The 20,965-nt window shown below is 70.0% G+C and carries 19 protein-coding genes and 2 pseudogenes; 12 read left to right on the top strand and 9 right to left on the bottom strand.

The features are described from left to right. Positions 1–3: 3 nt before the first annotated feature. The 5 genes from OG819_RS11045 to OG819_RS11025 form a co-directional block, all read right to left on the bottom strand. Positions 4–387: an RRQRL motif-containing zinc-binding protein gene (locus OG819_RS11045; RefSeq protein WP_266649164.1), complete on the bottom strand. Its 384-nt coding sequence runs from the start codon at positions 385–387 to the stop codon at positions 4–6. Continuing rightward, positions 387–1,283 (bottom strand): DUF2637 domain-containing protein, encoded by an 897-nt coding sequence (locus OG819_RS11040; protein ID WP_266649163.1) that lies wholly within the window; start codon positions 1,281–1,283, stop codon positions 387–389. The genes OG819_RS11045 and OG819_RS11040 overlap by 1 nt, the downstream gene beginning before the upstream one ends. After that, positions 1,280–1,723 (bottom strand): Pycsar system effector family protein, encoded by a 444-nt coding sequence (locus OG819_RS11035; RefSeq protein WP_266649162.1) that lies wholly within the window; start codon positions 1,721–1,723, stop codon positions 1,280–1,282. Before OG819_RS11035 ends, OG819_RS11040 begins: the two co-directional genes overlap by 4 nt. Then, positions 1,720–1,986, bottom strand: coding sequence for a DUF6284 family protein (locus OG819_RS11030; protein WP_266649160.1), 267 nt, complete (start codon positions 1,984–1,986; stop codon positions 1,720–1,722). Before OG819_RS11030 ends, OG819_RS11035 begins: the two co-directional genes overlap by 4 nt. Positions 1,987–2,112: 126 nt before the next feature. Beyond that, positions 2,113–2,277: a hypothetical protein gene (locus OG819_RS11025; RefSeq protein WP_266649158.1), complete on the bottom strand. Its 165-nt coding sequence runs from the start codon at positions 2,275–2,277 to the stop codon at positions 2,113–2,115. Positions 2,278–2,781: 504 nt separating this feature from the next. On the opposite strand from OG819_RS11025, the gene OG819_RS11020 reads away from it, so the two are divergent. Continuing rightward, positions 2,782–3,498, top strand: a complete 717-nt coding sequence (locus tag OG819_RS11020) for an XRE family transcriptional regulator (RefSeq protein ID WP_266649156.1) — start codon at positions 2,782–2,784, stop codon at positions 3,496–3,498. A 2-nt stretch (positions 3,499–3,500) separates the two neighbouring features. Continuing rightward, positions 3,501–3,974, top strand: a complete 474-nt coding sequence (locus tag OG819_RS11015; RefSeq protein ID WP_266649154.1) for an NUDIX domain-containing protein — start codon at positions 3,501–3,503, stop codon at positions 3,972–3,974. Here the strand turns inward: OG819_RS11015 and OG819_RS11010 are convergent. After that, a complete protein-coding gene (locus OG819_RS11010) occupies positions 3,962–4,528 on the bottom strand; it encodes an HD domain-containing protein (protein ID WP_266649153.1) in 567 nt (188 codons plus the stop codon). The genes OG819_RS11015 and OG819_RS11010 overlap by 13 nt on opposite strands. Positions 4,529–4,530: 2 nt before the next feature. Further along, positions 4,531–4,992 carry a GntR family transcriptional regulator gene (locus OG819_RS11005; RefSeq protein ID WP_266649151.1) on the bottom strand — a complete coding sequence of 154 codons (462 nt, stop codon included), beginning with the start codon at positions 4,990–4,992 and terminating at the stop codon, positions 4,531–4,533. A gap of 733 nt (positions 4,993–5,725) precedes the next feature. Between OG819_RS11005 and OG819_RS11000 the strand changes: the two genes are divergently transcribed. Next, complete coding sequence (locus tag OG819_RS11000; RefSeq protein WP_266649149.1) at positions 5,726–6,991, top strand: hypothetical protein; 1,266 nt, start codon at positions 5,726–5,728, stop codon at positions 6,989–6,991. Between the two features lie 7 nt (positions 6,992–6,998). Here OG819_RS11000 and OG819_RS10995 read toward each other — a convergent pair whose 3' ends face one another. Continuing rightward, positions 6,999–8,180, bottom strand: coding sequence for a hypothetical protein (locus OG819_RS10995; RefSeq protein ID WP_266649148.1), 1,182 nt, complete (start codon positions 8,178–8,180; stop codon positions 6,999–7,001). A 252-nt stretch (positions 8,181–8,432) separates the two neighbouring features. Between OG819_RS10995 and OG819_RS10990 the strand changes: the two genes are divergently transcribed. From OG819_RS10990 to OG819_RS10975, 4 genes are all read left to right on the top strand, one after another. Further along, complete coding sequence (locus OG819_RS10990) at positions 8,433–10,100, top strand: DEAD/DEAH box helicase (protein ID WP_266649146.1); 1,668 nt, start codon at positions 8,433–8,435, stop codon at positions 10,098–10,100. Then, a complete protein-coding gene (locus tag OG819_RS10985) occupies positions 10,097–12,196 on the top strand; it encodes a hypothetical protein (RefSeq protein ID WP_266649145.1) in 2,100 nt (699 codons plus the stop codon). The genes OG819_RS10990 and OG819_RS10985 overlap by 4 nt, the downstream gene beginning before the upstream one ends. A gap of 326 nt (positions 12,197–12,522) precedes the next feature. Beyond that, on the top strand, positions 12,523–12,846 hold the full coding sequence (locus OG819_RS10980) for a hypothetical protein (RefSeq protein WP_266649143.1): 324 nt from the start codon (positions 12,523–12,525) through the stop codon (positions 12,844–12,846). Positions 12,847–12,857: 11 nt separating this feature from the next. Continuing rightward, entirely contained in the window at positions 12,858–13,514 is a 657-nt protein-coding gene (locus OG819_RS10975; protein WP_266649141.1) for a nucleotidyl transferase AbiEii/AbiGii toxin family protein, read from the top strand. A 530-nt stretch (positions 13,515–14,044) separates the two neighbouring features. Here OG819_RS10975 and OG819_RS10970 read toward each other — a convergent pair. After that, positions 14,045–14,272 (bottom strand): annotated as a pseudogene (locus OG819_RS10970) (tyrosine-type recombinase/integrase); the annotation flags it as partial. A gap of 193 nt (positions 14,273–14,465) precedes the next feature. On the opposite strand from OG819_RS10970, the pseudogene OG819_RS10965 reads away from it, so the two are divergent. The 5 genes and pseudogenes from OG819_RS10965 to sbnB all read left to right on the top strand — a co-directional run. Further along, positions 14,466–14,648: pseudogene (locus OG819_RS10965) on the top strand (hypothetical protein); the annotation flags it as partial. A gap of 153 nt (positions 14,649–14,801) precedes the next feature. Beyond that, a complete protein-coding gene (locus OG819_RS10960; RefSeq protein ID WP_266649139.1) occupies positions 14,802–15,881 on the top strand; it encodes a hypothetical protein in 1,080 nt (359 codons plus the stop codon). A 230-nt stretch (positions 15,882–16,111) separates the two neighbouring features. Continuing rightward, a complete protein-coding gene (locus OG819_RS10955; protein ID WP_266649137.1) occupies positions 16,112–18,778 on the top strand; it encodes an amino acid adenylation domain-containing protein in 2,667 nt (888 codons plus the stop codon). A 200-nt stretch (positions 18,779–18,978) separates the two neighbouring features. Continuing rightward, on the top strand, positions 18,979–19,926 hold the full coding sequence (gene sbnA / locus OG819_RS10950) for a 2,3-diaminopropionate biosynthesis protein SbnA (protein ID WP_266627127.1): 948 nt from the start codon (positions 18,979–18,981) through the stop codon (positions 19,924–19,926). Positions 19,927–19,934: 8 nt separating this feature from the next. Next, entirely contained in the window at positions 19,935–20,924 is a 990-nt protein-coding gene (sbnB, locus tag OG819_RS10945) for a 2,3-diaminopropionate biosynthesis protein SbnB (protein ID WP_266649135.1), read from the top strand. The last annotated feature ends 41 nt before the right edge of the window (positions 20,925–20,965 follow it).

Below are 20,965 nucleotides of genomic sequence, written 5' to 3'. Positions count from 1 at the left end.
TGTTCAGGCGGCGCGCTGTTCGTCGTCGGGGTAGGCGCAGGGCACGCACATGCCGAGCGAGGTGGGGATGACGTATCCGGCGTCCGTGCGGCACTTCGGGCAGGTGCGGCGCGCCAGGTTGGCCTTGGCGAGCGCTGCCCACCTCGCCGGGGTCATGGGCCGGACGGGCTTGGCTCGGTCGACGCGGTAGAGGTAGGCGGTCAGCGGGCCGCGCCGGTAGCGCGGGCGCAGCACCTGCGCGGCTATCTGCTGACCTCCGGGGCGTAAGCCCCGGGCACGGAGTTGGCGGCGGGTGGCGAGCCCCTTGGGGGCGTAGCGCCAGGGGTAGGTGGGGATGCCGAACTGACTGCCGGAAGGGTCGTAGCACTTGCCGAACGACCCGCCCATCAGCCGGCCTTGACGGTGCCGTCGCGTTCAGCTCGGAGGGTCTCGCGCAGGGTCCGGGCGTTCTTCGGCGAGGTGTGCACCGCGAGGCGGATCCCCTCGGCCGTGAGCTTCGCGTCCGGCCAGTCGGCGGTCACCGTGCGGGCTTCGGCGAGCAGTTGATCCGGCGTGCGCCTCGGCCGGCTCGATCGGGCAACCTCGGGAACCCGACCCGTCGCCCGACGCGGGCGGGCCGACTCAGCCGCGGCCACCGCGCGCCGCTCGATCGCCGGGGCAACAGTCGGGGCGAGGGCGGTCGGTACGGGCTTGAGGGGGAGAGTCGACTTCACGAACTCCACGGCCACCGGATCGGGCATCCGCACCGGAGCCGCGGGAACGGGCTGTGGGGTCGATTCCGTGAGGTCAGCCGTAGACCGATTGCTTACGGTCTCGGTCGATTCCTCCGCATTCACGACCGGGGGCGGGATCGGGGCGGGGCGGTGGTGCAGCACCTTCGCGACGAGATCGGAGCCGAAGTAGATCGACCCGACCGGGAGCGAGGTGGCCAGCAGTACGAGCGCCCAGTTCGCCGGGTCCCAGTCCGCGAGTCGTCCCCAGTCGACCGTCCGGCCGTGCAGCTCGGGAACGAGTCCGTGGACGTAGTTGAGGACCAGCGAGGCGAGCGTGTAGGTGCCCAGCACCCGCAGTGAGAACGTCCGGTCCCGTCCGGCCAGAACGAGCGTGGCGACGAGGGCGAGGGCCATGAGGCCGTCGACCACGAACGGGTAGAGCGTCGCGGCGGTGTGGTCTGCGCCGATGGCGTTGGCGATGTCCCGCAACGCGTTCCACGAGACCCTGAACGCCATCGCGACGACCGCGACCAGCGCCGTCACCAGCAGGATCCTGCCCGTGCGGTTCATGCCGCACCCCCGAGGGCGAGCAGGGCCGCGAGGATGAGCAGGGCGCCGCCCGCGCGGGTCAGGTGGACCGCGCGGCGCAGGTTGGTGAACTTGGCGACAGCGATGCGGGAAAGGCCCGCGATGTCCGCGGCCTGGTCGCCGGCGAGGGTGGCGCTGATCTCCTCGGCCGTGAGCGTCGCCCACAGCGGGAACCCACGACCACCGCCCAGGTTCGGCCGGACCGCCCGCAGCAGAAGGTCAGCCGCGGCGACCAGCAGCCCCATCCCGAGCCCGCCCACGACGTACGCGGGAACGGTCAGCGGGACGTCCTTCGCGACCGTCCACGATCCGGCGAGGACGGCACCGACGAACGCCAGCAACAGACCGGTCTTGGTGTCGGTCCGCGCGATCTCCGCTTTGACCTCGGCGTGCGCGGCGGCGAGGTTGTCGGGGGCGCTCACGCTCCCACCCCCGGAATGCGCATCGTGGTCATGTTCGACAGTGCGAGGCGAGCGGTCAGCACCTTGCGGCGGGCCCTGCGGATGCGCCGCTGGTCCAGCTCGGTGGGGGTGCGGTCCAGCGTGATGATCTGCGCGTCCAGCAGCTCGACTTCCGCCCGGATCACGGGCATCTCGTGCGCGATGGCGTCCAGCTCTGCGAACGTCGGCTCGCGGTCGAACTCGTCGGCGGTAACAACCGCCTGGTCAGTACCGATGTGTTCCATGGGTCGTGGTTCCCTTCACGGAGGAACGGCCCGAAAAGCGGCTCCCGGGTGGCACCCCGGGAGCCGCGCGCCGTTGATGGTGGAAGGTCGCGTGAACTACGCGCGACGGTGAGCGAGCGAGGCGTCCTACTCGTCGTCGGTGCTCTCGGTCTTGCTCCCGGCACCCATGACCACGTCGCCGTGGACGACACCGCCGGACACGGCCACCTGGTCCCCCAGGACCACGGAGCCGCCGAACGTGATGTTGCTGTCGCCGAAGTTGAAGACGGCGCCGCTCTTGCTGTCGCTCATGTGCTTCTCCTCTGTGCGTGCCGGACGTACAGCGGTCGGGCGACCGCAGCGCCCCGGGCGGGATTCGGTCCCGCGCCCTCGCGGCTGGATGCCGGGGCGGTGGTGCGTGTCTCCTTCATCGCGACCGCGCTCCCGTGTCAGGTAGAGCCGTCCGGCCTCGAAGTAGGCGTATGGAGACGTGACCTTTCGGTCTGAGCCCTCCGGTGAATGCCAAGGCGCCGGGTCGCCTCCCCCCGTCCGATGCGGGGCTCCTGGTCGTGCGGTGATGCAGTACCTGTTTTACAGGTACTGCATGGGGGTCCGTCAAGTGCAGCGACGGAACGTCTTGGCTTCGCGCCGGGGACTTCTTGGCGCACCATCAGAATCGGTGCAGGTCAGGGGAGTTGGTGACCCCATGCGTGGACAGCTCACGCCGATCTGGCTACCGTCAAGAGCTCCCTAGAAGTTCCATCGGGAGTGCAGATGTCCAATGAGCGTTTGCGGTCCGCTCTCCTGGCGCGAGGCATGAGCGTCCAGGACTTGGCGGAAGCGATCGAGGTCAACCCAAAGACTGTCGAGCGTTGGATCACTCAGGGGAAAGTGCCGTACCGGCGCCATCAGTACGCGACAGCCTCAGCGCTCAAGGTCGACGTGACCACACTGTGGGAGGACAGTCGCACCGTCGACAGTGCGATGGATCTGAGCAAGGCTGAGATCGTCGCGGTCTACCCACACCGGCACACGGTGCCCGCTGGACTCTGGCGCGAGATCTACGCGCGGGCGGAGAAACACCTAGACGTGCTCGTCTACTCCGGGCTCTTCCTGTCTGAAGACCCCGTGTTTCACGACATCTTGAAGGCGAAGGTCGCTGGGACTACGCAGGTGCGAATCCTGCTTGGGGACCCCGGCAGCGAAGCGGTCCGGCAACGTGGCATAGACGAAGGGCACCGGATCATGGACGGCAAGATCCGCAATGCCCTGTTGAACTATCGCCCACTCTTCGAGAGCCACCCAGACATCGGCTTCCGGCTGCACGATTCGACGCTCTACAACTCCATCTACCGGTCTGATGACGAGATGCTCGTGAACCCGCACGTCTACGGCATCGGCGCCTATCTGGCCCCTGTTCTCCATCTGCGTCGCATGCCGGGCGGCGGCCTGTTCGACACGTACGCGAATAGCATCGAACAGACGTGGGGTGGCGCTCGCCACATCACGGACCGCGACATCACGGGAGCTTGAACATGGCACGCATCGACTACCTGCACGACCCCGACGCCCCGCCGGCCAATTCGGTCGTGCCCTCGGTGGTGGCGTTCGTCCAGAACGATGCGGGGGAGGTGCTGATGATCCAGCGGTCCGACAACGGCCGTTGGGCGCTGCCCGGCGGTGGTCACGACGTGGGGGAGTTCATCAGTGACACCGTCGTGCGCGAAGTCTGGGAAGAGACAGGTATCAAGGCGGAAGTCGTCGACATGTCCGGTGTCTACACCGACCCTGGGCACGTGATGCGATACGACGATGGCGAGGTCCGCCAACAGTTCAGCATCTGCTTCCGTGCGCGACCGGTCGGCGGCGAGGTGCGCACGAGCAACGAGACGACACAGGTCCGCTGGGTTGCCCCCGCGGACCTGTCGGCGCTGGACGTGCACCCCACCATGCGGCTCCGGATCGAGCACGCGATGGACAGTACGCGGACGGCTCCCTACATCGGCTGACGCTTGGCGGCAGCGACCCGTTCGAGGACGCGGGCCGTGCTCGCCAGGATCTCGGGTTCGGCGCGGCGGATGAACGTACCGATCAGGCTGTCCGGCCCGTAGCGTCCGGTGATTTCGTTGATCCGGTCCACGGGATTCGTCGGCGTGCCGTCCGGCGTGGTGTTCATGTCGCAGTAGCAGAGAGCGTCATTGAGGTGCGCACTCTCGCGGGGGAACTCGCCCTCCAACTCCTCGCGCAAGCCTCGCGCATCTGCCTCCATCCACGCGCAGGAGTGGTGCGCCACCAGGTGCACAACCCGCTCGTCGGCGTCGGCAACGTCCCGGAGGTAGCGGGCGCCATCGAGCGGATGGAATCCCGTCTTGGCGAGGTCCGGCGAGTAGCCGATGTCATGGAGCACCGCGGCCGCTTCGAGTAGTTCGGCGTCCGCGCCGACGATCGAGGCGATCGTGCGTGCTCGCTCAGCGACTCCAAGCGAGTGCTTCCAGCGGCGCGGCAGCGGCTCCGAGAGCAGCGATTCGGCGAGTGGGTAGGCCCACCCCGTCAGTCCCGTCAAAGCTAGGAACGCTCCTCTCGATTCGGCAGGGCTCGCACCGTCCGCACCTTCCCCTGCCCTCCTTCGGACAGCCATCCTGCGGCTTCCAGTTTCTCCAGTGCCTTGGTCACCGTCGGACGTGAGGCACCGAATCTCTCGCTCAGCGTGGAGGCGCTCGGAAAGGCTGCCCCTACCTCCAGGCCGTCATCCGCGATCACGTCGGCGATCCGGTCCGCCAGCGGGCGACGGTCAATCCGCTGGCCCGCCCGGACCACACGCCAGCGCCCACCCGGCACCTGCTCTGCCACGCCCTCTTTCTCAAGGACGCCGAAAGCCCGGAGCGCGACACCGCGAGAGATGCCGTGATCGCGTACGAGGTCCGCGGCCGACGGGAGCTCCACCATCCCCGGGTCGGACTCGATCTGAGCCTTCACGGCGTCCGCGATCTTCTGGAAGGTCCCCCGCGGGCTCGCCTGCTGCGCCACTCGCTCTCCCTCTCTGTCTGCCCGTCATCAGGCTCAAGCCTCGCACGTCGGGCAAGCCGCTGGAACGCCCGGCGGGGTCGATCCTCGGCGTCAGGGGCGGTCTCAATTGCGGTCTCAATTGCCGCTCATTCCGGGGCGGTCCGCTGACGTCCACCCAAGTCCGGCAGACCCTCTGACCAGCGGCGCGAGCCGCACGGCGGACGCCCGTGGATGCCCCCGGATCAAGATCGGACAACTCGTAATGCGTAGGTCTCGGGTTCGAATCCCGAAGGCGGCTCCATGGTGAACCCCAGGTCAGGCCTCTGAGCTGGGGTTTCTTGTTTTGGTTGACCTTGGAATTCGGACAGTTCGTACACTTGCGGCCTGCGCATCGCAATGCGTCGGTCGCGGGTTTGCTCTCTGTTGCCAGCGGGCCGTGATGAGGCTCTGACCAGCGGTTTTGATGTATTGAGTCCTTCGGTTGCCTGTGCAGGCGAATGCTCCGGTGGACAGTCGGTGGACAAGCGTGCGTGACGGCTCGTCGGAAACGCCTTGCCGCCCCTGGGGGGAGCCGAGGGTTTCGGGTGTCTTGGGAAGGGTGGTCGGCGGCGTAGGGGTTGTGCTGTTCCGACAGGCTGGGGAAGCCCTGGTTGCCGAGGGATGACGTCGCTGGTGAGGTTCCCGCCGCAGCGTTGCCCACGGACGGGACCCCTGTCCGTGGGAGGATCGGCAGGTAGGCCGGAATGTGGCGGAGGTGACGGCCTTGGTGGCGGACGGGGCGATGGCGCAGCGCCTGCTGGGTTGGCTGGTGCCCGACGGTGACTCGCTCGTCACGCTCTCGGTGGCCGAGGTCGAGCGGTTCTGCTGGTACGAGCTGCCTCGCAAGTGGCACGCGGACACCTCTGAGCAGCGGCGGGCCGTTGCTGTCCTGGCCGATCTGCTGACCGGAGTCGGCCGTGTTCGGGCCGCCGCGGTGTGTGCGAGTGGGACCACCTCCCAGGTGCTGGCGGCTTGGCAGCGCTCCGAGGAGGCGGGTTTCGCGGCGTACCGCAAGGCCGTGGCTGCCTCGCCCACGACTCCGCCGGACGTGCCCGAGCTGAGCTGGGGGCAGTTCATGGGTGTCCGGGAAGCGCAGGCCCGTGCCAATCTCGAAGGTCGACTGGAGCGGGCTCTGGACGAGGGCGAGCTCGACCCGGACGCGCGTACGTTCCCGGCCGCGCGCCGACGGTTCGTCCAGCAATGGCTCACCACCGAGCAGCCCGGGTTCGAGGGCCGCGCCCCGCTGGAGGCCGTGCGGCGTGAACGGCGTGAGTTGTGGGCCGTGGCTCCCCCGACCGAGCGTCGCGCTCTGCTCGCCGCCGTCCTGCCGGCCCTGGAGGAGCCGGCCGTGGCACCGGTGGACACGGCGGAGCCGCTGCGGTGGCTGCTGGAGCAGATCGGTGATGGCGTCACCCTGACCCAGGCCGGTTACCTGCCGCGGGAGGTGGTGGCTGCTGCGTTCGCCCGCTATCCGCTCTGGTACCCGATCGGCAAGGGGCCGCGCTCGGAGGCGGATCTGTTCCAGCTGGCCGATCTGCATGAACTGGCTCGCATCCACCGGCTGGTGACCAAGCGCCACCGTACGCTCAAGCTCTCGCCCGCTGGCCGCGCCTTGCTGACGGACCATCAGCGGCGTCAGTACACGGCCGCGCTGGCCTGGCTCGGCACCACCGCGGCTGAGCGGCAGGTGGCCGAGTCCGCCTTGGGCGCGCTGTGGGCGGAGCCCCGGCTCCGCGAGGACCTGCGCGATGATGTCCATCCAGTGCTTGCCGCGGGTTTCACCCACGGCGACGGCAGCGCGATGGAGGTGAAGGACACCGAGCGGCTGCTGTGGAGGTTCTGGCACACAGGTCGCGAACTCGGCTACCTCGACGAGCGGGACCGGTCCGTCGACGCCTCGATCTCTCTGTCCGCCACCGGCCGCTCGGCTGCCCTCGCGGCGCTCCGCGTCCTGGCCGAGGGGCCGCGCGACCGCGTCTGAGCGTGGCTCAGCGGGCTGTCAGGCCGGCGTCGGTGAGGCGCCGCATCAGTGAGGGTTTGCCGCGGTGCTGTTCGCGCAGGTCGTCAAGGCGCCGGGTGAACTCCTCGGGGGTGCCCGCCCGGTCGTGGATCTCGCGGAGATCTTTCAGGAGGGTGACGGCGGTGTCGTAGGGGCCGGGCTGCTTCTGCCCGATCAGGTGGGCGATGTCCTGCCAGGCTTGCTGGGTGTTCTCGGACAGGCGGTCCAGGTGGCTCTCGCGAGCGCGCTGTTCGGCTCGGCGGGCCTGGGTGCGGGCCGGGGTGCGGGCCTGTTCCTGTTGCCGGGTGTGCTCGGTGCGCACCTCGTAGGCGGCGTCGAGGAGTTCCGCGGCTGAGCGGGGCCGGGTGGCGGTGGACGGTCCGGCTGTGCCGTGGGACGCGGCGCGGTGGCGGGCGAGCAGGGCGGGGCCCGGTTGTGGGGCGGTGCCCAGGGCGGCGTCCAGCAGCAGGGTGTCCTTCTCGTGTGGTGGCAGGGCGCGGATCCAGTTGGCGAGGGCGTCCTTGTCGATTGCCTGGGAAGGGGCGGCGCCGCTGGCGCGGGCAGCCGCGGTGAGCAGGTGCGGGTCGACGTGAAGAAAGTCGGCCAGGGCCTGTTGCGGGCCGGTGAGTCGGGCAAGGCCGGCGGGTACGGGCGGCTCGACGGCGTGGGTGTACTCGTCCTCGTCGACGTCCTCCTCCAGCTCCCAGCGGGTGAGTGCGGAGAGCCAGGCCAGGTAGAGGGGGCGCAGGTCGCCCGCGGCGAGTTCGGTACGCAGGGCGGTGAACGAGGCGAGGGTGAATGAGGTGGAGAAGTCCCACTCGCCGTCTTCCTCGGCCTGGTAGGAGAAGTCGAGCAGCAGATGCCCTTTCCTGCTCCAGCAGGTCAAGGCGTCTTCCGAGCAGTAAGGTTCGGCACGGCGGGCAGGCAGCAGGGCGGTGGGCAGGCGCAGCATCAGGCGCCGCGAGCCCCAGTTGGCGAAGTACAGGTGGGCGTCGTACACCTGCTCCATCAGTTTGCGCTCATCGCCGCGGAAGCTGCCGTAGTGGTACTCGTTGACGAAGTGCGTCGCGCTGATCCGAGCCCGGCTCGACAGCGCCCGCACCCGTTCTAGTTCGTCCTTGGTCAAAGGCCGGTCGATGGCCTGGAACTCGTAGTATTGGTACTCGCTCACGGCCGTGCAGCCTACTGCCGTGCGCCGCGGCTCATACGGCGGGGACGGGCCGGGACCCCTCGCTCGGAGCCCATCCACGGTGACGGTCCCGGCGGTGCTGTCGGTAGGCTGGTCCACGCGGGTGACGGAGCGTGCCCGTTGCTATCCGTTCCGCTGCTTCCCGAGCGAGGTCGCTTGAGTACCGTCACCATTTGCCCTCCCACAGATGACGGCTCGGCTCCGCGGTCCGAAGGGCTGCCTGACGCGTTCGCGGTGCTGTTGGCCCGGCTGGGCGCGGCTCCGGTGGATCCGGTCACCTCGGTGCTGGTGGACGCGGCGGTGGAGGTGTGGCGCAGGCCGGGTTTCGACTCCTTCCTGTCGCTGCCGCAGCTGTCCTTCGTGCCGTTCGGGTACCAGATGCAGACCGCTCAGACGGTGCTTCGGCGGATGCGTGGCCGGGCGATCCTGGCCGACGAGGTGGGGCTGGGCAAGACCATCGAGGCGGGTCTGGTGCTGTCCGAGCTGCGGATGCGGGGGCTGGCGGACCGGACGCTGGTGCTCACCCCTGCCGGGCTGGTGGAGCAGTGGCGCGAGGAGCTGGAGCGCAAGTTCGGCCTGCCCACAGTGATCGCCCGGGGCGGGGGCTGGGAGGAGACGGACGCGGAGCGCCCGATGGTGCTCGCCTCGATCGCCGCCGCGCGCCGGGAGCCGCTCAAATCCCGGCTGACCGCAGGGCAGTGGGATGTGGTGGTGGCAGACGAGGCGCACCGGTTGCGCAATCCGCGCAGCGCCTCGGGGAAGCTCGCCCGGGCCTTGCGCGCCCGCTATCTGCTGCTGCTCACCGCGACTCCGGTGGAGAACCGGTTGCAGGACCTGTACGAGCTCGTGAGCCTGGTCGCGCCCGGGTTGCTGGGTACCCCTGCGCAGTTCCGCCAGCGGCACGCCGGAGCCGGGACGGATCCCTCGGCGCCGCGCAACCTGGACGAGCTGCGGGCCCGTACCCGCGAGGTGATGGTCCGCCACCGACGCAGCGAGGTCGAGGTACTGCTGCCGCAGCGGCTGGCCGAGACGGTGCTGGTGACGCCCTCGCAGGAGGAGGCGGAGCTGTATGCGGGGATCGCGGCCAGGATCAGGGCGGAGGCCAAGGGCGCGTCCTCGGCGCGGCTGCTGACCCTGCGCGGGCTGACCCGGCTGGCCGGGTCGAGCCCGCAGGCCGCCGCGCCGACCCTGGCCAAGGCGGGCTGGCCGGACCTGGCGGCGCTGGCCCGCCAGATCGAGGGATCCACCAAGGCGGATCTCCTGCTGGAGCGGCTGCGCCGGCACAACGGACAGGGGGAGAAGGTGCTGGTGTTCACCGCCTTCCGGCAGACCCTGGACGCGCTCGCCACTCGGCTGGAGCGCGAGGGCGTCCAGACGGCGGTCTACCACGGCAGCCTCTCGCGCCGGGACAAGGAAGCGGCGGTGGCGGCCTTCCGCGATCAGGCGCCGGTACTGCTGTCCACCGAGTCCGCCGGAGAAGGCCGCAACCTGCAGTTCTGCCATGTGATGGCCAATGTGGACCTGCCGTGGAACCCTATGCAGATCGAGCAGCGTCTGGGCCGACTGCACCGGGTGGGGCAGGAGCACGACGTGGTGCTGACCAATCTGGTCGCCCGGGGCACCATCGAGCAACGGATCCTGCACGTCCTCGAATCCAAGATCAACCTGTTTGAGCTGGTCGTCGGCGAGCTCGACATGATCCTGGGCCGGGTGGACGAGGACTTCGACTTCGAGACCTCCGTCTTCGACGCCTTCGCCACCGCGGAGGACGACGCGGAGTTCGCCGAACGCCTGGAGCGCCTGGGTGAGCGGCTGGTCAGTGCCCGCACGGACTACCTGGACAGCCGCGGCGCGGTCGATCAACTGGTCGGCGGCGACGACGAGCGGGAGGCGGGCCGGTGATCCGCAAAGAGGCCGGGCTGGCCTTCTGGCTGGACTGGGTCGCCCACCGCGGCGGGCTGTGGGAGGACGCAGGGGACACCGCCCTGGCACTCCTGCCCGCCACCCTGGCGAGCGAACTGGAGCTGCCCGAGGAGACCGCGGTCACCGCCGACCCCGATGTCGCCCGCGATGACGGCGCCCTGCTGCTGGTGACCGGACACCCGGTGGTCGCCAAGGCCGCAGAGAGTGTGCTGGCCGCAGGTGACACCGGCACCCTCACCCTGGCCGCGCCGCGCTCCGTGCCGCCCGACGCCGCCACGTTGCTGTCCAAGGCCCGCGAGTATCTGCCGGTCGACCACGGTCGCCTGGATCCGCGCGACGACGCCACGCCCGAGCGGGCCCTGCGGCCGGTGCTGCGCGTGGGAGCCCTGGTGGGCTACGAGCTCTCCGTGGAGGACCACTTCCAGGAGCAGGTCGAGGTGTTCGTCGACGTACCCAGCCGCCTGCGGGTGCCGGCGGGGGTGAGCGAGCGCCTCGCCCGCACCGGCCATGACCCCCGTGCCCAGGTCGCGCTGCCAGTCGGGCTCGCCGCCGCCGTGGACTACGCCTCCACCAGCCGGCCGGACCTGGCTGCGGCCCTCGCCGAGGCCCACCGGATGCTGGAAGCCGCCGCCGAACTGCGCCGTGAGGCACTGGCCGGGCAGATCGGCGACGCGTACGCCAAGGAGCGCACCCGCGCCGAGGAGTATTACGCAGCCGCCGTGGACTCCTTGGAGCGCCGCGTGGCCACCGCGCCCGAGGACCGCGCGGCGTTGCTGCGTGCCCGTATCGAGAGCACCCGCGAGGAGCGCGCCCGCCGTCTGGCCGAGATCGCCGAAAAGTATCGTGCGCGCCACACGCTGACTCCCTACCGGCTGCACCTGCTGAGAGTGCCGGTGCTGCGCCTCGCGCTGGACGTCCGCAGGGGCGAGCGGCGCTACCCGCTGGACCTGGACTGGTTGCTGCCCGCTGGGGAGTTCGCCCCACTACGCTGCCCGGCCTGCGCCCGCAGTAGTGCGCAGCTGGTCGCGGCCAAGACCCACCTGGGCTGCGACCGATGCCTGACCCCCAAGCGTCCCACCCCGCATCCAGCCCCGGAGTCCGTACCGCCGCCCCGCGACGGCGCTGGCGCGCACGCTGCCGTATCCGCGGAACGCGCGGCGGCGCCGGTGCGTGCGGGCGCGACCATCGCTGTGGGGCCGTCGTCCGCACGAAATGCCGAGGCCGCAGGCGGCGCTGCGCCGCGAAGCAGAGGTGAAGCGAAGGGCGGGCGAATCGCTGAGGCGTCCGCAGCGCGCGCCGCCTCTGGCCGGCCTGCCGCACCCGGCCATGCCCAGTCCCCGCCGCAGCGCCGATCTGTCGATCCCCAGACCCTGCAGAAGCGGGCCTTCGCCTTCTGGGAGCACGCCGCAGGGGGAGACCGTCGCAAGCTGGAGCGGCTGTGCGCCCCGGACTCGCCCGCCGCCGCCCTGCTCCGGCTGTACGGCGCGGCCGGGCCGCTGTACGGGATCGGCGTCGGCTCCCGGGAGCGGGTGGAGTCCTGCAGCGCCGCGGTCTTCCCCGCCGAGGGACGACGCGGCTGGGACAGTGCCGGAGGTGAGGTCCACACCGACCGGGGACGCCATGACTACCTGCTGCGCTGGTCCCTCGGGCCCGACCGGCTGATCGCCGAGGTCCTGCCCCACCGGACTCCCTTCGCGATGAATGCCGGCACCATGATGGCGCGTTACCGCTCGGGTGGTACCGAGCTGGCCACGCGCCTCCCGCGCACCGCTGCCGAACTGGACCCGGTCGCCCACCTTCTGTGGCAGCGCACCCCTGCCCGGCACGGGGCGCACCTGGCCGCACGGGCCCTGGCTTCCTGGTGGCGGCTTGCCGCCCCGCAGGCGTTGCGGGAGCGGTACCCGGCTGCGGTCCTCGCTGCCGCCGCCGAACGGTCCGCCTGCTACTGGAGCGGCGTCGGTGGAGGCGGCTACGGCGACGCGGCACTGTTGTGGCAGGTCCCCGAGACCGACCTGCGCAAGGCGGGCACGCACCTGCAGCGCCTGCTGACACTGACCCAGGACCAGCCCTGGTAGTCGCGCACCGCGCTCGGAACGCACTGCCGGAAGCCGGGGTGGATGAGAGGCTCCGTCTCAAGGGCCTGAAGGTCCTCGAGGAGACGCACTTGCCGAAGCCTCGACCTCGGCTGCCCGCCGGACGCGCTCGCGGTCTGTGGACGCGCCATCGAGCCCCGCAGTTCAGGGCGGTCACGATGATCGGGACGACGGTGGTCCTGCGGTCGGCTGGGGGCGGCCTCGCCTCCCCCTCGGCGAGGCTCCCGTGCCTGGTTGCGGAGCGAGGCGTCGCCGACGAACACCACGGCGACCGGTGGACAACGCTCGGGCAGGGGCATACTGGGTGCATGGAGTCACGGGTGCGGTACGCGGAGATCCGGCCCTACACGGTTCCGGAGACGCTGGAGGAGCTGGCCGGTCCGGCAACCGGGGTGGTGGTTCTGCCGACCGTACTGGACTGGACGCCGAAGCGCGTCTACGACCTGTCGGACGACGTCGACCTGCGGATGCTCTATGAGACGGTCCTCCGTGAGGCCATGCATGTGGAGGAGCTACGGAAGTTCCTGGACCCGGTGCTGCTCTCGGCCGTGTGGCAGAGGCTGTGGCTTCCGCCGCGCGCACGGTCGATGTGGGAAGGGCGATTCCCGCAGCTGGTCCGCAGGGCTGCGTAGTATTCACCTGCATGGATCCGTTTCATGCCCGACTCGCCCGCATCGGTCTTGGAGCCGCTGCGAGATACGGCTTCGTCCTGGCCGGCGGGTACGCGGTTCAGGCGCACGGGTTCCTGGAACGACTGTCGGACGACGTCGACCTCTTCACGGACATCGCCGACCCCGTCGCCTTCTCCGAGGCTGTCGAGGCGGTGGCTGCGGCCTACCAAGCGGCCGACCTGACCGTTGAGGTGGAGAAGTCCGCCGGGGTGTTCACCCGGTTCGCGGTTGCTGACGAACAGGGGCACAGGGCGAAGGTGGAACTCGGGTGCGACTGGCGGGCTCGGCCGCCTGCGGTGTTGGAGATCGGTCCGGTACTGCACCCCGATGACGCGGTGGCCAACAAGGTGACGACGCTGTTCGGACGGGCCGCGCCGCGGGATTACCTCGACGTGAATGCCGCGCTCGCCTCCGGGCGGTACTCGGGTGGGCAGTTGCTGGAGTTGGCGTCGGAGCACGACGCCGGGTTCGATCCGCGCTACTTCGCCCAAGCGCTGCGGGCGGTCGACCGTTGGCCGGACCGGGAGTACGAGGCCTACGGTGTCGATGGCGGCCAGGTGGAGGATATGCGCCGACGGTTGCGCGCCTGGGCTGCCGAGATCCTTGACGAACGGCTCGACGAGAAATGACCCGGCCAGCTGTGTCGACCCTGAGCACCCACAGACGCGGGCGACCTCGCCGACCACGGTGTCTCTGGCACCGGAACTGAAGGTGACGGTGACCGAACCCGGCGATGGGGCGCTTGTAGATGTCCTACAGCGATATCCGTTCGTCTCTCCGCCTGGTCGACAGCGTCGTTGGGAGCGCAGCTCCAGTCTCGCTGGTGCGCCGTTGACACTTCCTTCGGTGGACAGCCGGTGGACAGACGCCTTTGGACGGTGCATCACGGGGTGGCATGGGCCAACCTGCCGAACGTGCTCTGATCAGGAAAAACGTCACTGGACAGCACGACGAGGCACTACGCAACATGAACGCTCATGGTCTCGTAATGCGTAGGTCTCGGGTTCGAATCCCGAAGGCGGCTCTGTGGAAGCCCCAGGATTCTCACTCGCCGTGACCTGGGGCTTTTGCTTTTTTCGGGGCCGGTTAGGGCGTGGCGAGGTGTACGGCTGGGACGCCGTGAAGGGGCTTGCGTGAGCGGAACGGTGCCGCGGCCTTTCTTGATGTCGATGTCGGCGGCGAGCATGAGCGTGGCTACGCCGTGCCGGAGGTCGTGCAGCCGGATCGGCGGGAGGCCGGAGGCGGCGACGAGGCGTTCGAAGAGGTCGGTGACCTTGCCGGGGTGCAGCCAGGAGCCGTCTGCCTGGGTGAAGACGAGGCCGGTCTCGATCCAGGCAGAGCCCCACTCCCCGCGATCCGCCTCCTGCTGCTTCCGGTGCCGCTCCAGGGAACCGCTCCGGTTCGCAGGCCGGGTTGCCCGATAGAGAAGGCGTATAGGCGGATCGCGGAGTTTTGGAGGCGCTCGCCGGGACTGGCCGGCGGGGTACCGAATCCGTGGAGGACCCGTGCGTCGCCGTCCCGCCATGCTGGTCGTCGGCACCGCCGCCGTGCTCTCGGCCGTTCCCGGACTCACCGCGCCCGCGGTCGGCACCACCAGCGCCGACGAGTACCTCCTCGGTGGCGCCCTCCATGGCGACCTCAAGCGGGTCCGCGCGGTGTGCAGCGGAGTGAAGAAGACCTCCTGCGACGCCACGGCCTGGACTTATCACCAAGCCGTCGACGAGTTCGGCTCCGTCGCTTCCGTCGACGTCCCGGCGGCCTGAGGCCCGTTCGGTGTGCGGCGGAGCACGCCGTTCGCGGCGCGACGAGAGCCGCAACGCGGCCGGGCACATCCGCACCGGCCGCTCCTCACCCCACCGATATCGCCGATTCTCGGAGGTTTCATGTCCACTCTGCCTTCAAGTGCCACATCCGCCTTGCTCCGCAAAGCCGCCGTCGTCCTGCTGGCGGGCGGCGCCACCCTGTCGCTCGCCGCGGGCCCGGCCCAGGCGGCGTCGCCCGGTTGGGAGACCCTTGCCAAGCCCAACACCGACGGCTCGCTCTATGACGTTCTGCCGGTCGGCGACGGCAGCACCGCCTTCGGCCAGACCGTCTGGGGCCGCAACAGCGGGGACGCCGAAGTCGTCCGTTACTGGCTGCGTCAGGGGACGGCTTGGAAGGAGCTGACCTACGAGAAGGATCGTGCGGACGACGGGATCTGGGCCGCCACGTCTGCCAACGACTTCTGGGTCCTGGGCAAGAAGTACCAGCAGTCCCTTTCCGTCAGCCACTGGAACGGCACGGCCTGGGAGAAGCGGAACCCGGCCGACGCGTCCGTCAACTTCCTTGGCATCAAGGCGGTTTCGGCCACCGATGTGTGGGCCGTGGGCGAGTCGCGAACGGACACCGCCACGAGTGTCCCGGGCGTCGTCGGGCACTGGGACGGCACCTCCTGGAAGGTCACCAAGCTCCCGCAGGCCTCCGGCGGCAGTACCAAGCTGAACTCCGTCCAGGTCAACTCCGCCACCGACATCTGGGCGGCCGGACAGACCTGCACGGATACCGCGGGCACCAACTGCCGTCCGTACGTAGTGAAGTACGACGGCGCCAACTGGAAGGAGGTCGTCACGCCCACCGGCCTCACGGGCTCCCTCACCAAGGTCGTCGCCCGCGGCTCCGGTGATGTGTGGGTCGTCGGCGGCACCACCGCCCTGCACTGGAACGGCACCGGTTGGACCCGCGCGGACATCACCCTGAAGGGAGTTACGAGCTTCGCCGATCTGGCTTTCTACGGCGGACAGTTGTACGCCGGTCTGCACTCCGGCACCGACGGCGCCTTCGCCCGCTGGAACGGGCAGGCCTGGGAGGCCGTCACCGGTCCCGTCTCCTACTCGGCGGACGGCGTCCGGCTGACCACGGCTACCGACGGGAGCCTGTGGGTGGCCGGCCGGACCATGTCCTTCTTCGGCAGCTCGTCGCCGTTCGCCGCCAGGCTCGCGGCGCCGGCCGCCGGCTGACGATCCGCGCGGCCGGGACTCCCCGGCCGCGGTTTTGGCGCCCCCAGCCGGTTCCGGCACGGTCACTCCATCGTGCCGGAACCGGCCCCTGTGCATTGCCTCCCTCGTCACCCGTGATCCAATCCGCGTCCTCTCCCCATCCCCTTCACGACGTCGCTCGAGACCCTTCCTCCGAAACGGAGTGACCGATGCCCCGCCCCGCCCCGGTTCCGTCTCTTCAACTCCCGCTCTTGGCAGGCCAGTCCGGCATCTGGCGTGACCTCCGGGCCGGCGCCGGCAGCCAGCAGTACAACGTCGGCCTCTACACCGATGTGCGCGGACCGCTGCATGTCCCGGACTTCCAGGAAGCCGCCCGCCTCGCCGTGACCGAGACCGAGGCGCTGCGGGTGCGATTCGTCGAAGCCGAAGCCGAAGCCGAAGCCGAAGCCGAAGCCGAAGCCGATGGGCATGGGGCGGGCTGGGCCGGGGGGCGTCCGGGGCAGTACGCGGACGGCGGGATCCGGCAGGAGGTCGGGCCGCCCCTCGACTGGGAGCTGCCGCTGGTCCGGGCTGCCGACGAGGGGGCCGCCCATGACTGGATGCGCGCCGACCTGGCCCGGCCCGTCGACCTCGGCCGGGATCCGCTGTTCGCCTTCGCGCTGATCACCGTCGCCCCCGAACGGCACTTCTTCTACCAGCGCGCCCACCATGTGGTCCTCGACGGGCACAGCGGTGTGCTCGTGCTGCGCCGCACCGCCGAGATCTACACCGCTCTGCGCGAGGGCCGGGATCCTTCGGAGGGAGCCCTGCCGGGCCTCGCCGAGCTCCACGCGGCACAGGCCGAGTACCGGGCGTCGGAACGGTTCACCGCGGACCGTGCCCACTGGGCCGGGCGCATGGCCGACCGGCCGGAGCCCGTCGGCCTGTCCCTCGGCCTGGCCCGGCCGCGAGGGCGTACGGAGCGCACGCAGGGCGCGGACGATCTCGTACGGAGCGCGGAGTGCATTCCGCGGGAGACCCTGGACCGGCTCGGCGCGACCGCCCGGCTGGCCGGCACCAACTGGTCCACCGGTCTCGTCGCCGCCGTCGCCGCCTACCTGCACCGCATGACCGGCCGGGACGACATCCTGCTCAGCCTGCCGGTCGTCGGCCGTGTCACGGAGGTCGCGCGGCGGACGCCCGGCATGACGGCCAACATCCTTCCGCTGCGCATCAGGGCGGACCGTGACACGACCGTCCACACCCTCATCCGCAGTGCGCTCGACGAGACCCGCCAGACCCTGCGCCACCAGCAGTACCGCTACGAGGAACTGCTCCGTGACCTGCGCGACGGCGGCTCCGAGAGCGCACATCGGCAGTTCGGTCCGATGGTCGACATCATGGGCTTCGACCTCGGCATCTCCTTCGACGGCACCCTGGGTAACGCTCACCGGCTCACCTCCGGCCCCGTCGAAGACCTGGAGATCGCGGCCTGTCCGGTGCCCGGTGAGGGCGGTCTCCAGATCCGGCTGGTCGGCCATCCCTCGCGCTACACAGAGTCCGAACTCACCGCCCACCTGCGCCGGTTCACCCGATTCCTCGCCGCCTTCGCCGCCGACCCCGATGCCCTGGTGGGCGATGTGCCCATACTGCTTCCGGGCGAGCGGGAGCGGCTGCTCGAGGAGTGGAACGACACCGCCGTCGAGCTGAGTCCGGCGACCGTGCACGGACTGTTCGAGGCGCAGGCCGCCACCACGCCGACCCGGATCGCCCTGATCCACGGCGAGGAGCGGCTCACCTACGTGGAGCTGAACGCGCGGGCCAACCGGCTGGCGCACCGGCTGATCGACCAGGGGGCAGGGCCGCGCACCGTGGTCGCGGTGTCGCTGCCGCCCTCGGTGGAGCTGGTGGTGGCGCTCCTTGCGGTCATGAAGTCGGGGGCGGCGTATCTGCCCGTGGACCCCGGGGATCCGGCCGAGCGGATCGCGTTCATGCTGGACGACGCCAAGTCCGTCGCCGTACTCGCGGAGCCGGCGGCCGTGCGGCACACCGGCGGGTGGTCCGAGAACAACCCCGCCGCGCAGGAAGGCGCGGCCAGGCATCCGGCGTACGTCATCCACACCTCCGGTTCGACGGGTCGGCCCAAGGGCGTGGTGATCCGGCACGAGGCCGTGGCGGGCTATCTGTCCTATCTGCACGATCTGACGGGGCTCGGGGGCGACGACACCGTCCTGAACCTGGCGTCGGTGTCCTTAGACCCGTCGGTGCGGGACATCTTCGGGCCGCTGACAGCGGGCTCCCGGCTCGTCCTGGCGGAGCAGGACGAGGCCCAGGACCCGGCCGCGCTGTTCGCCCTGCTCAGGCGGCACCGGGTGACTGTGCTGCCCGCTCTGACGCCGACGATGCTGAACGCGCTCGCGGACGCCGCGCGGGATGCGGCGGACGAGGGGGACGTGCCGTCGCCCTGGCTGCGGATGGGCCTGGTCAGCGGTGAGGAGCTGACCGCCGCGCACCTGCGGCGGGCAGCCTCGATCGGCGCGGACTGGCGGCTGGTCAACCAGTACGGGCCGACCGAGTCGACCATGGCGGCCACCGTCCACCCGGTCGGTCCCGAGGACGGGGCGGGCGGGACGCGGCTTCCGATCGGGCGGCCGATCGCCAACGCCCGCTGCTATGTGCTCGACCGGTGGCTGCGACCGGTGCCGCCCGGTGCGACCGGCGAACTGTACCTGGGGGGCGACGACTTGGCCGACGGGTACATGAACCGTCCCGGACTCACCGCCGAGCGGTTCCTGGCCGACCCGTACGGGCTGCGGCCGGGAGCGAGGATGTACCGCACGGGCGACCTGGCGAGCTGGCGGGCGGACGGCACCCTGGAGCTCCACGGGCGCGTCGACGACCAGGTGAGGCTGCGCGGTGTACGGACCGAACGGGGCTAGCCCCAACCTGAAAGTTCCGGCGACATTGGCTCGATTGCCGCGAAATATGGCGCCCAAAATGCTTGCGATATGACGAGAATATAGCTGCCGGATAGGCGAAACCTCAAGAATGTCAAGGAGCACGTCGAGCATTCGACGCGATCAATGTTCGGGAGGTGACAGTCGTGTCGGAGCCACCATTCTCAGGAATTCTTTCGACCGTGGGGAACACCCCGCTCGTGGAATTGGAGAGGCTGCTGCCGGGGTTTGAGGCCCGGGTATTCGCCAAGATAGAGAGATTCAATCCGGGCGGCAGTATCAAGGACCGGTCCGGGCTCAGCATGCTGAGCAGCGCGATCGAGAGCGGCGAGCTGGTACCCGGCCGCTCCGTGGTGGTCGAGTCCAGCTCGGGGAACCTGGCGGTCGGACTCGCCCAGATATGCCGCTACTTCGGGTTCCGCTTCATCTGTGTGGTGGACGGAAAGACCACGGAGCAGAACCTGGCGATCCTGCGCGCCTACGGCGCCGAGATCGAGGTGGTGACCGAGCGGGACGAGCTGACCGGCGAGTACCTGCCGATGCGGCTGCGCCGTGTGCGGGAACTCGTCGCGCGGACGCCGTACGCGTTCTGGCCCAACCAGTACGCCAACCTGCTCAACCCGCGGGCCCACGAGAAGACCATGAGGGAGATAGCGCGCGCCCTCGACGGCCGGGTGGACTACCTGTTCTGCTCGGTCAGCACCTTCGGCACGTTGCGAGGCTGCGCCGACCACATCCGCGAGCAGGGGATGGACACAACCATCGTCGCGGTGGACGCGGAGGGCAGCGCCATCTTCGGCCTGGAGTCCACCCGCCGTCTCATCCCCGGGCACGGGGCGTCGGTCGTGCCGGCCCTGATGGACCCGACCGCCGCCGACCGGGTCGTCCACGTATCCGACCTGGACTGCGTGGTGGCCTGCCGCAGGCTCATCCACCGCGAGGCCATCCTGGCCGGCGGCTCGTCCGGGGCGACCGTCGCCGCGCTGGCCCGGCTGAGGGACGAGATCCCGGCCGACTCGACCGTCGCGCTCGTCTTCCCCGACGGCGGCGACCGTTATCTCGACACGATTTATTCCGACACGTGGGTGCGCCGAAATTTCGGTGAAGTCGCGCACCTCTGGAAGGACTGAACCCCGTCATGCTCATCATCCGGCACTCCGAGGTCGGGCAGATTCTGAACGGCCGTGAACTCGAGAACATCGAGGCCGTCGCGGACGCCTACCGCATTCACGCACAGGGCGACACCGCGGTGCCGCACTCCATATTCCTTCGCTTTCCCGGACAGTCGCGCAATCGCATCATCGGCCTGCCCGCCTACCGGGGCGGAGAGAAGCCGGCCGCGGGTATGAAGTGGATCTCGTCCTTCCCGGCCAACATCGACCGGGGCATTCAGCGCGCCAACGCGGCGATCATCCTCAACTCCCTGGAGACCGGCCGCCCCGAGGCGCTCGTCGAGGGCTCGCTGATCTCCGCCAAGCGCACCGCCGCCAGCGCGGCGCTCGCCGCCGAACTGCTCACCCGCGACCGCCGCCCGGACGGTCTCTCGCTGATCGGCTGCGGCGTCATCAACCTGGAGATCCTGCGTCACACCCGGGCGGCCGTCCCCGGCCTCAAGACCGTGACGCTGTACGACAGTTCGGCCGAGCGGGCCGCTTCGTTCGCCGCCCAGGCGGCCGAGGCCGCCCCGGAGGCGCGGGTGGTCACCGTCACCACCGCCGAGGAGGCGCTCGCCGCCCACGGCCTGGTCTCCATCGCGACGTCCGCCATCGAACCGCACCTGGACCTGAGGGCCGCCGTGCCCGGCACGGTCGTCCTGCACATCTCGCTGCGCGACTTGCTGCCCGAGTCGCTGCTCGACGCGCACAACATCGTCGACGACGTCGACCACGCGCTGCGCGAGCGCACCTCGCTGCACCTGGCCGAGCAGTTCGCCGGCCACCACGACTTCATCGACCCGACGATCGGCGAACTCCTCCTGGACGAGGGCACGTTCACTCCCCAGCCGGGCCGCACGATCGTCTACGCGCCCTTCGGGCTCGGTGTCCTCGACATCGCGCTGGCCGACGACGTGCTGACCACGGCCCGGCAGAAGGGGCTGGGCGTGGAGGTGGAGGGCTTCCTGCCGTAGCCCCGGGCCGCTCGGCGGCGTACCGGCATCACCTGAACGAC

This window comes from Streptomyces sp. NBC_01549 (genome assembly GCF_026339955.1).
GTDB lineage: Bacteria > Actinomycetota > Actinomycetes > Streptomycetales > Streptomycetaceae > Streptomyces.
Note: the sequence above shows the minus strand (reverse complement) of the source record. Positions and strands in the feature narration are given on the sequence as shown.

What these genes read in the sequence shown, in the direction of transcription:
- OG819_RS11045 (WP_266649164.1), bottom strand. Translation starts at nt 387, where the DNA reads ATGGGCGGGTCGTTCGGCAAGTGCTACGACCCTTCCGGCAGTCAGTTC.
- OG819_RS11040 (WP_266649163.1), bottom strand. Translation starts at nt 1,283, where the DNA reads ATGAACCGCACGGGCAGGATCCTGCTGGTGACGGCGCTGGTCGCGGTC.
- OG819_RS11030 (WP_266649160.1), bottom strand. Translation starts at nt 1,986, where the DNA reads ATGGAACACATCGGTACTGACCAGGCGGTTGTTACCGCCGACGAGTTC.
- OG819_RS11025 (WP_266649158.1), bottom strand. Translation starts at nt 2,277, where the DNA reads ATGAGCGACAGCAAGAGCGGCGCCGTCTTCAACTTCGGCGACAGCAAC.
- OG819_RS11020 (WP_266649156.1), top strand. Translation starts at nt 2,782, where the DNA reads ATGAGCGTCCAGGACTTGGCGGAAGCGATCGAGGTCAACCCAAAGACT.
- OG819_RS11015 (WP_266649154.1), top strand. Translation starts at nt 3,501, where the DNA reads ATGGCACGCATCGACTACCTGCACGACCCCGACGCCCCGCCGGCCAAT.
- OG819_RS10980 (WP_266649143.1), top strand. Translation starts at nt 12,523, where the DNA reads ATGGAGTCACGGGTGCGGTACGCGGAGATCCGGCCCTACACGGTTCCG.
- OG819_RS10975 (WP_266649141.1), top strand. Translation starts at nt 12,858, where the DNA reads ATGGATCCGTTTCATGCCCGACTCGCCCGCATCGGTCTTGGAGCCGCT.
- sbnB (WP_266649135.1), top strand. Translation starts at nt 19,935, where the DNA reads ATGCTCATCATCCGGCACTCCGAGGTCGGGCAGATTCTGAACGGCCGT.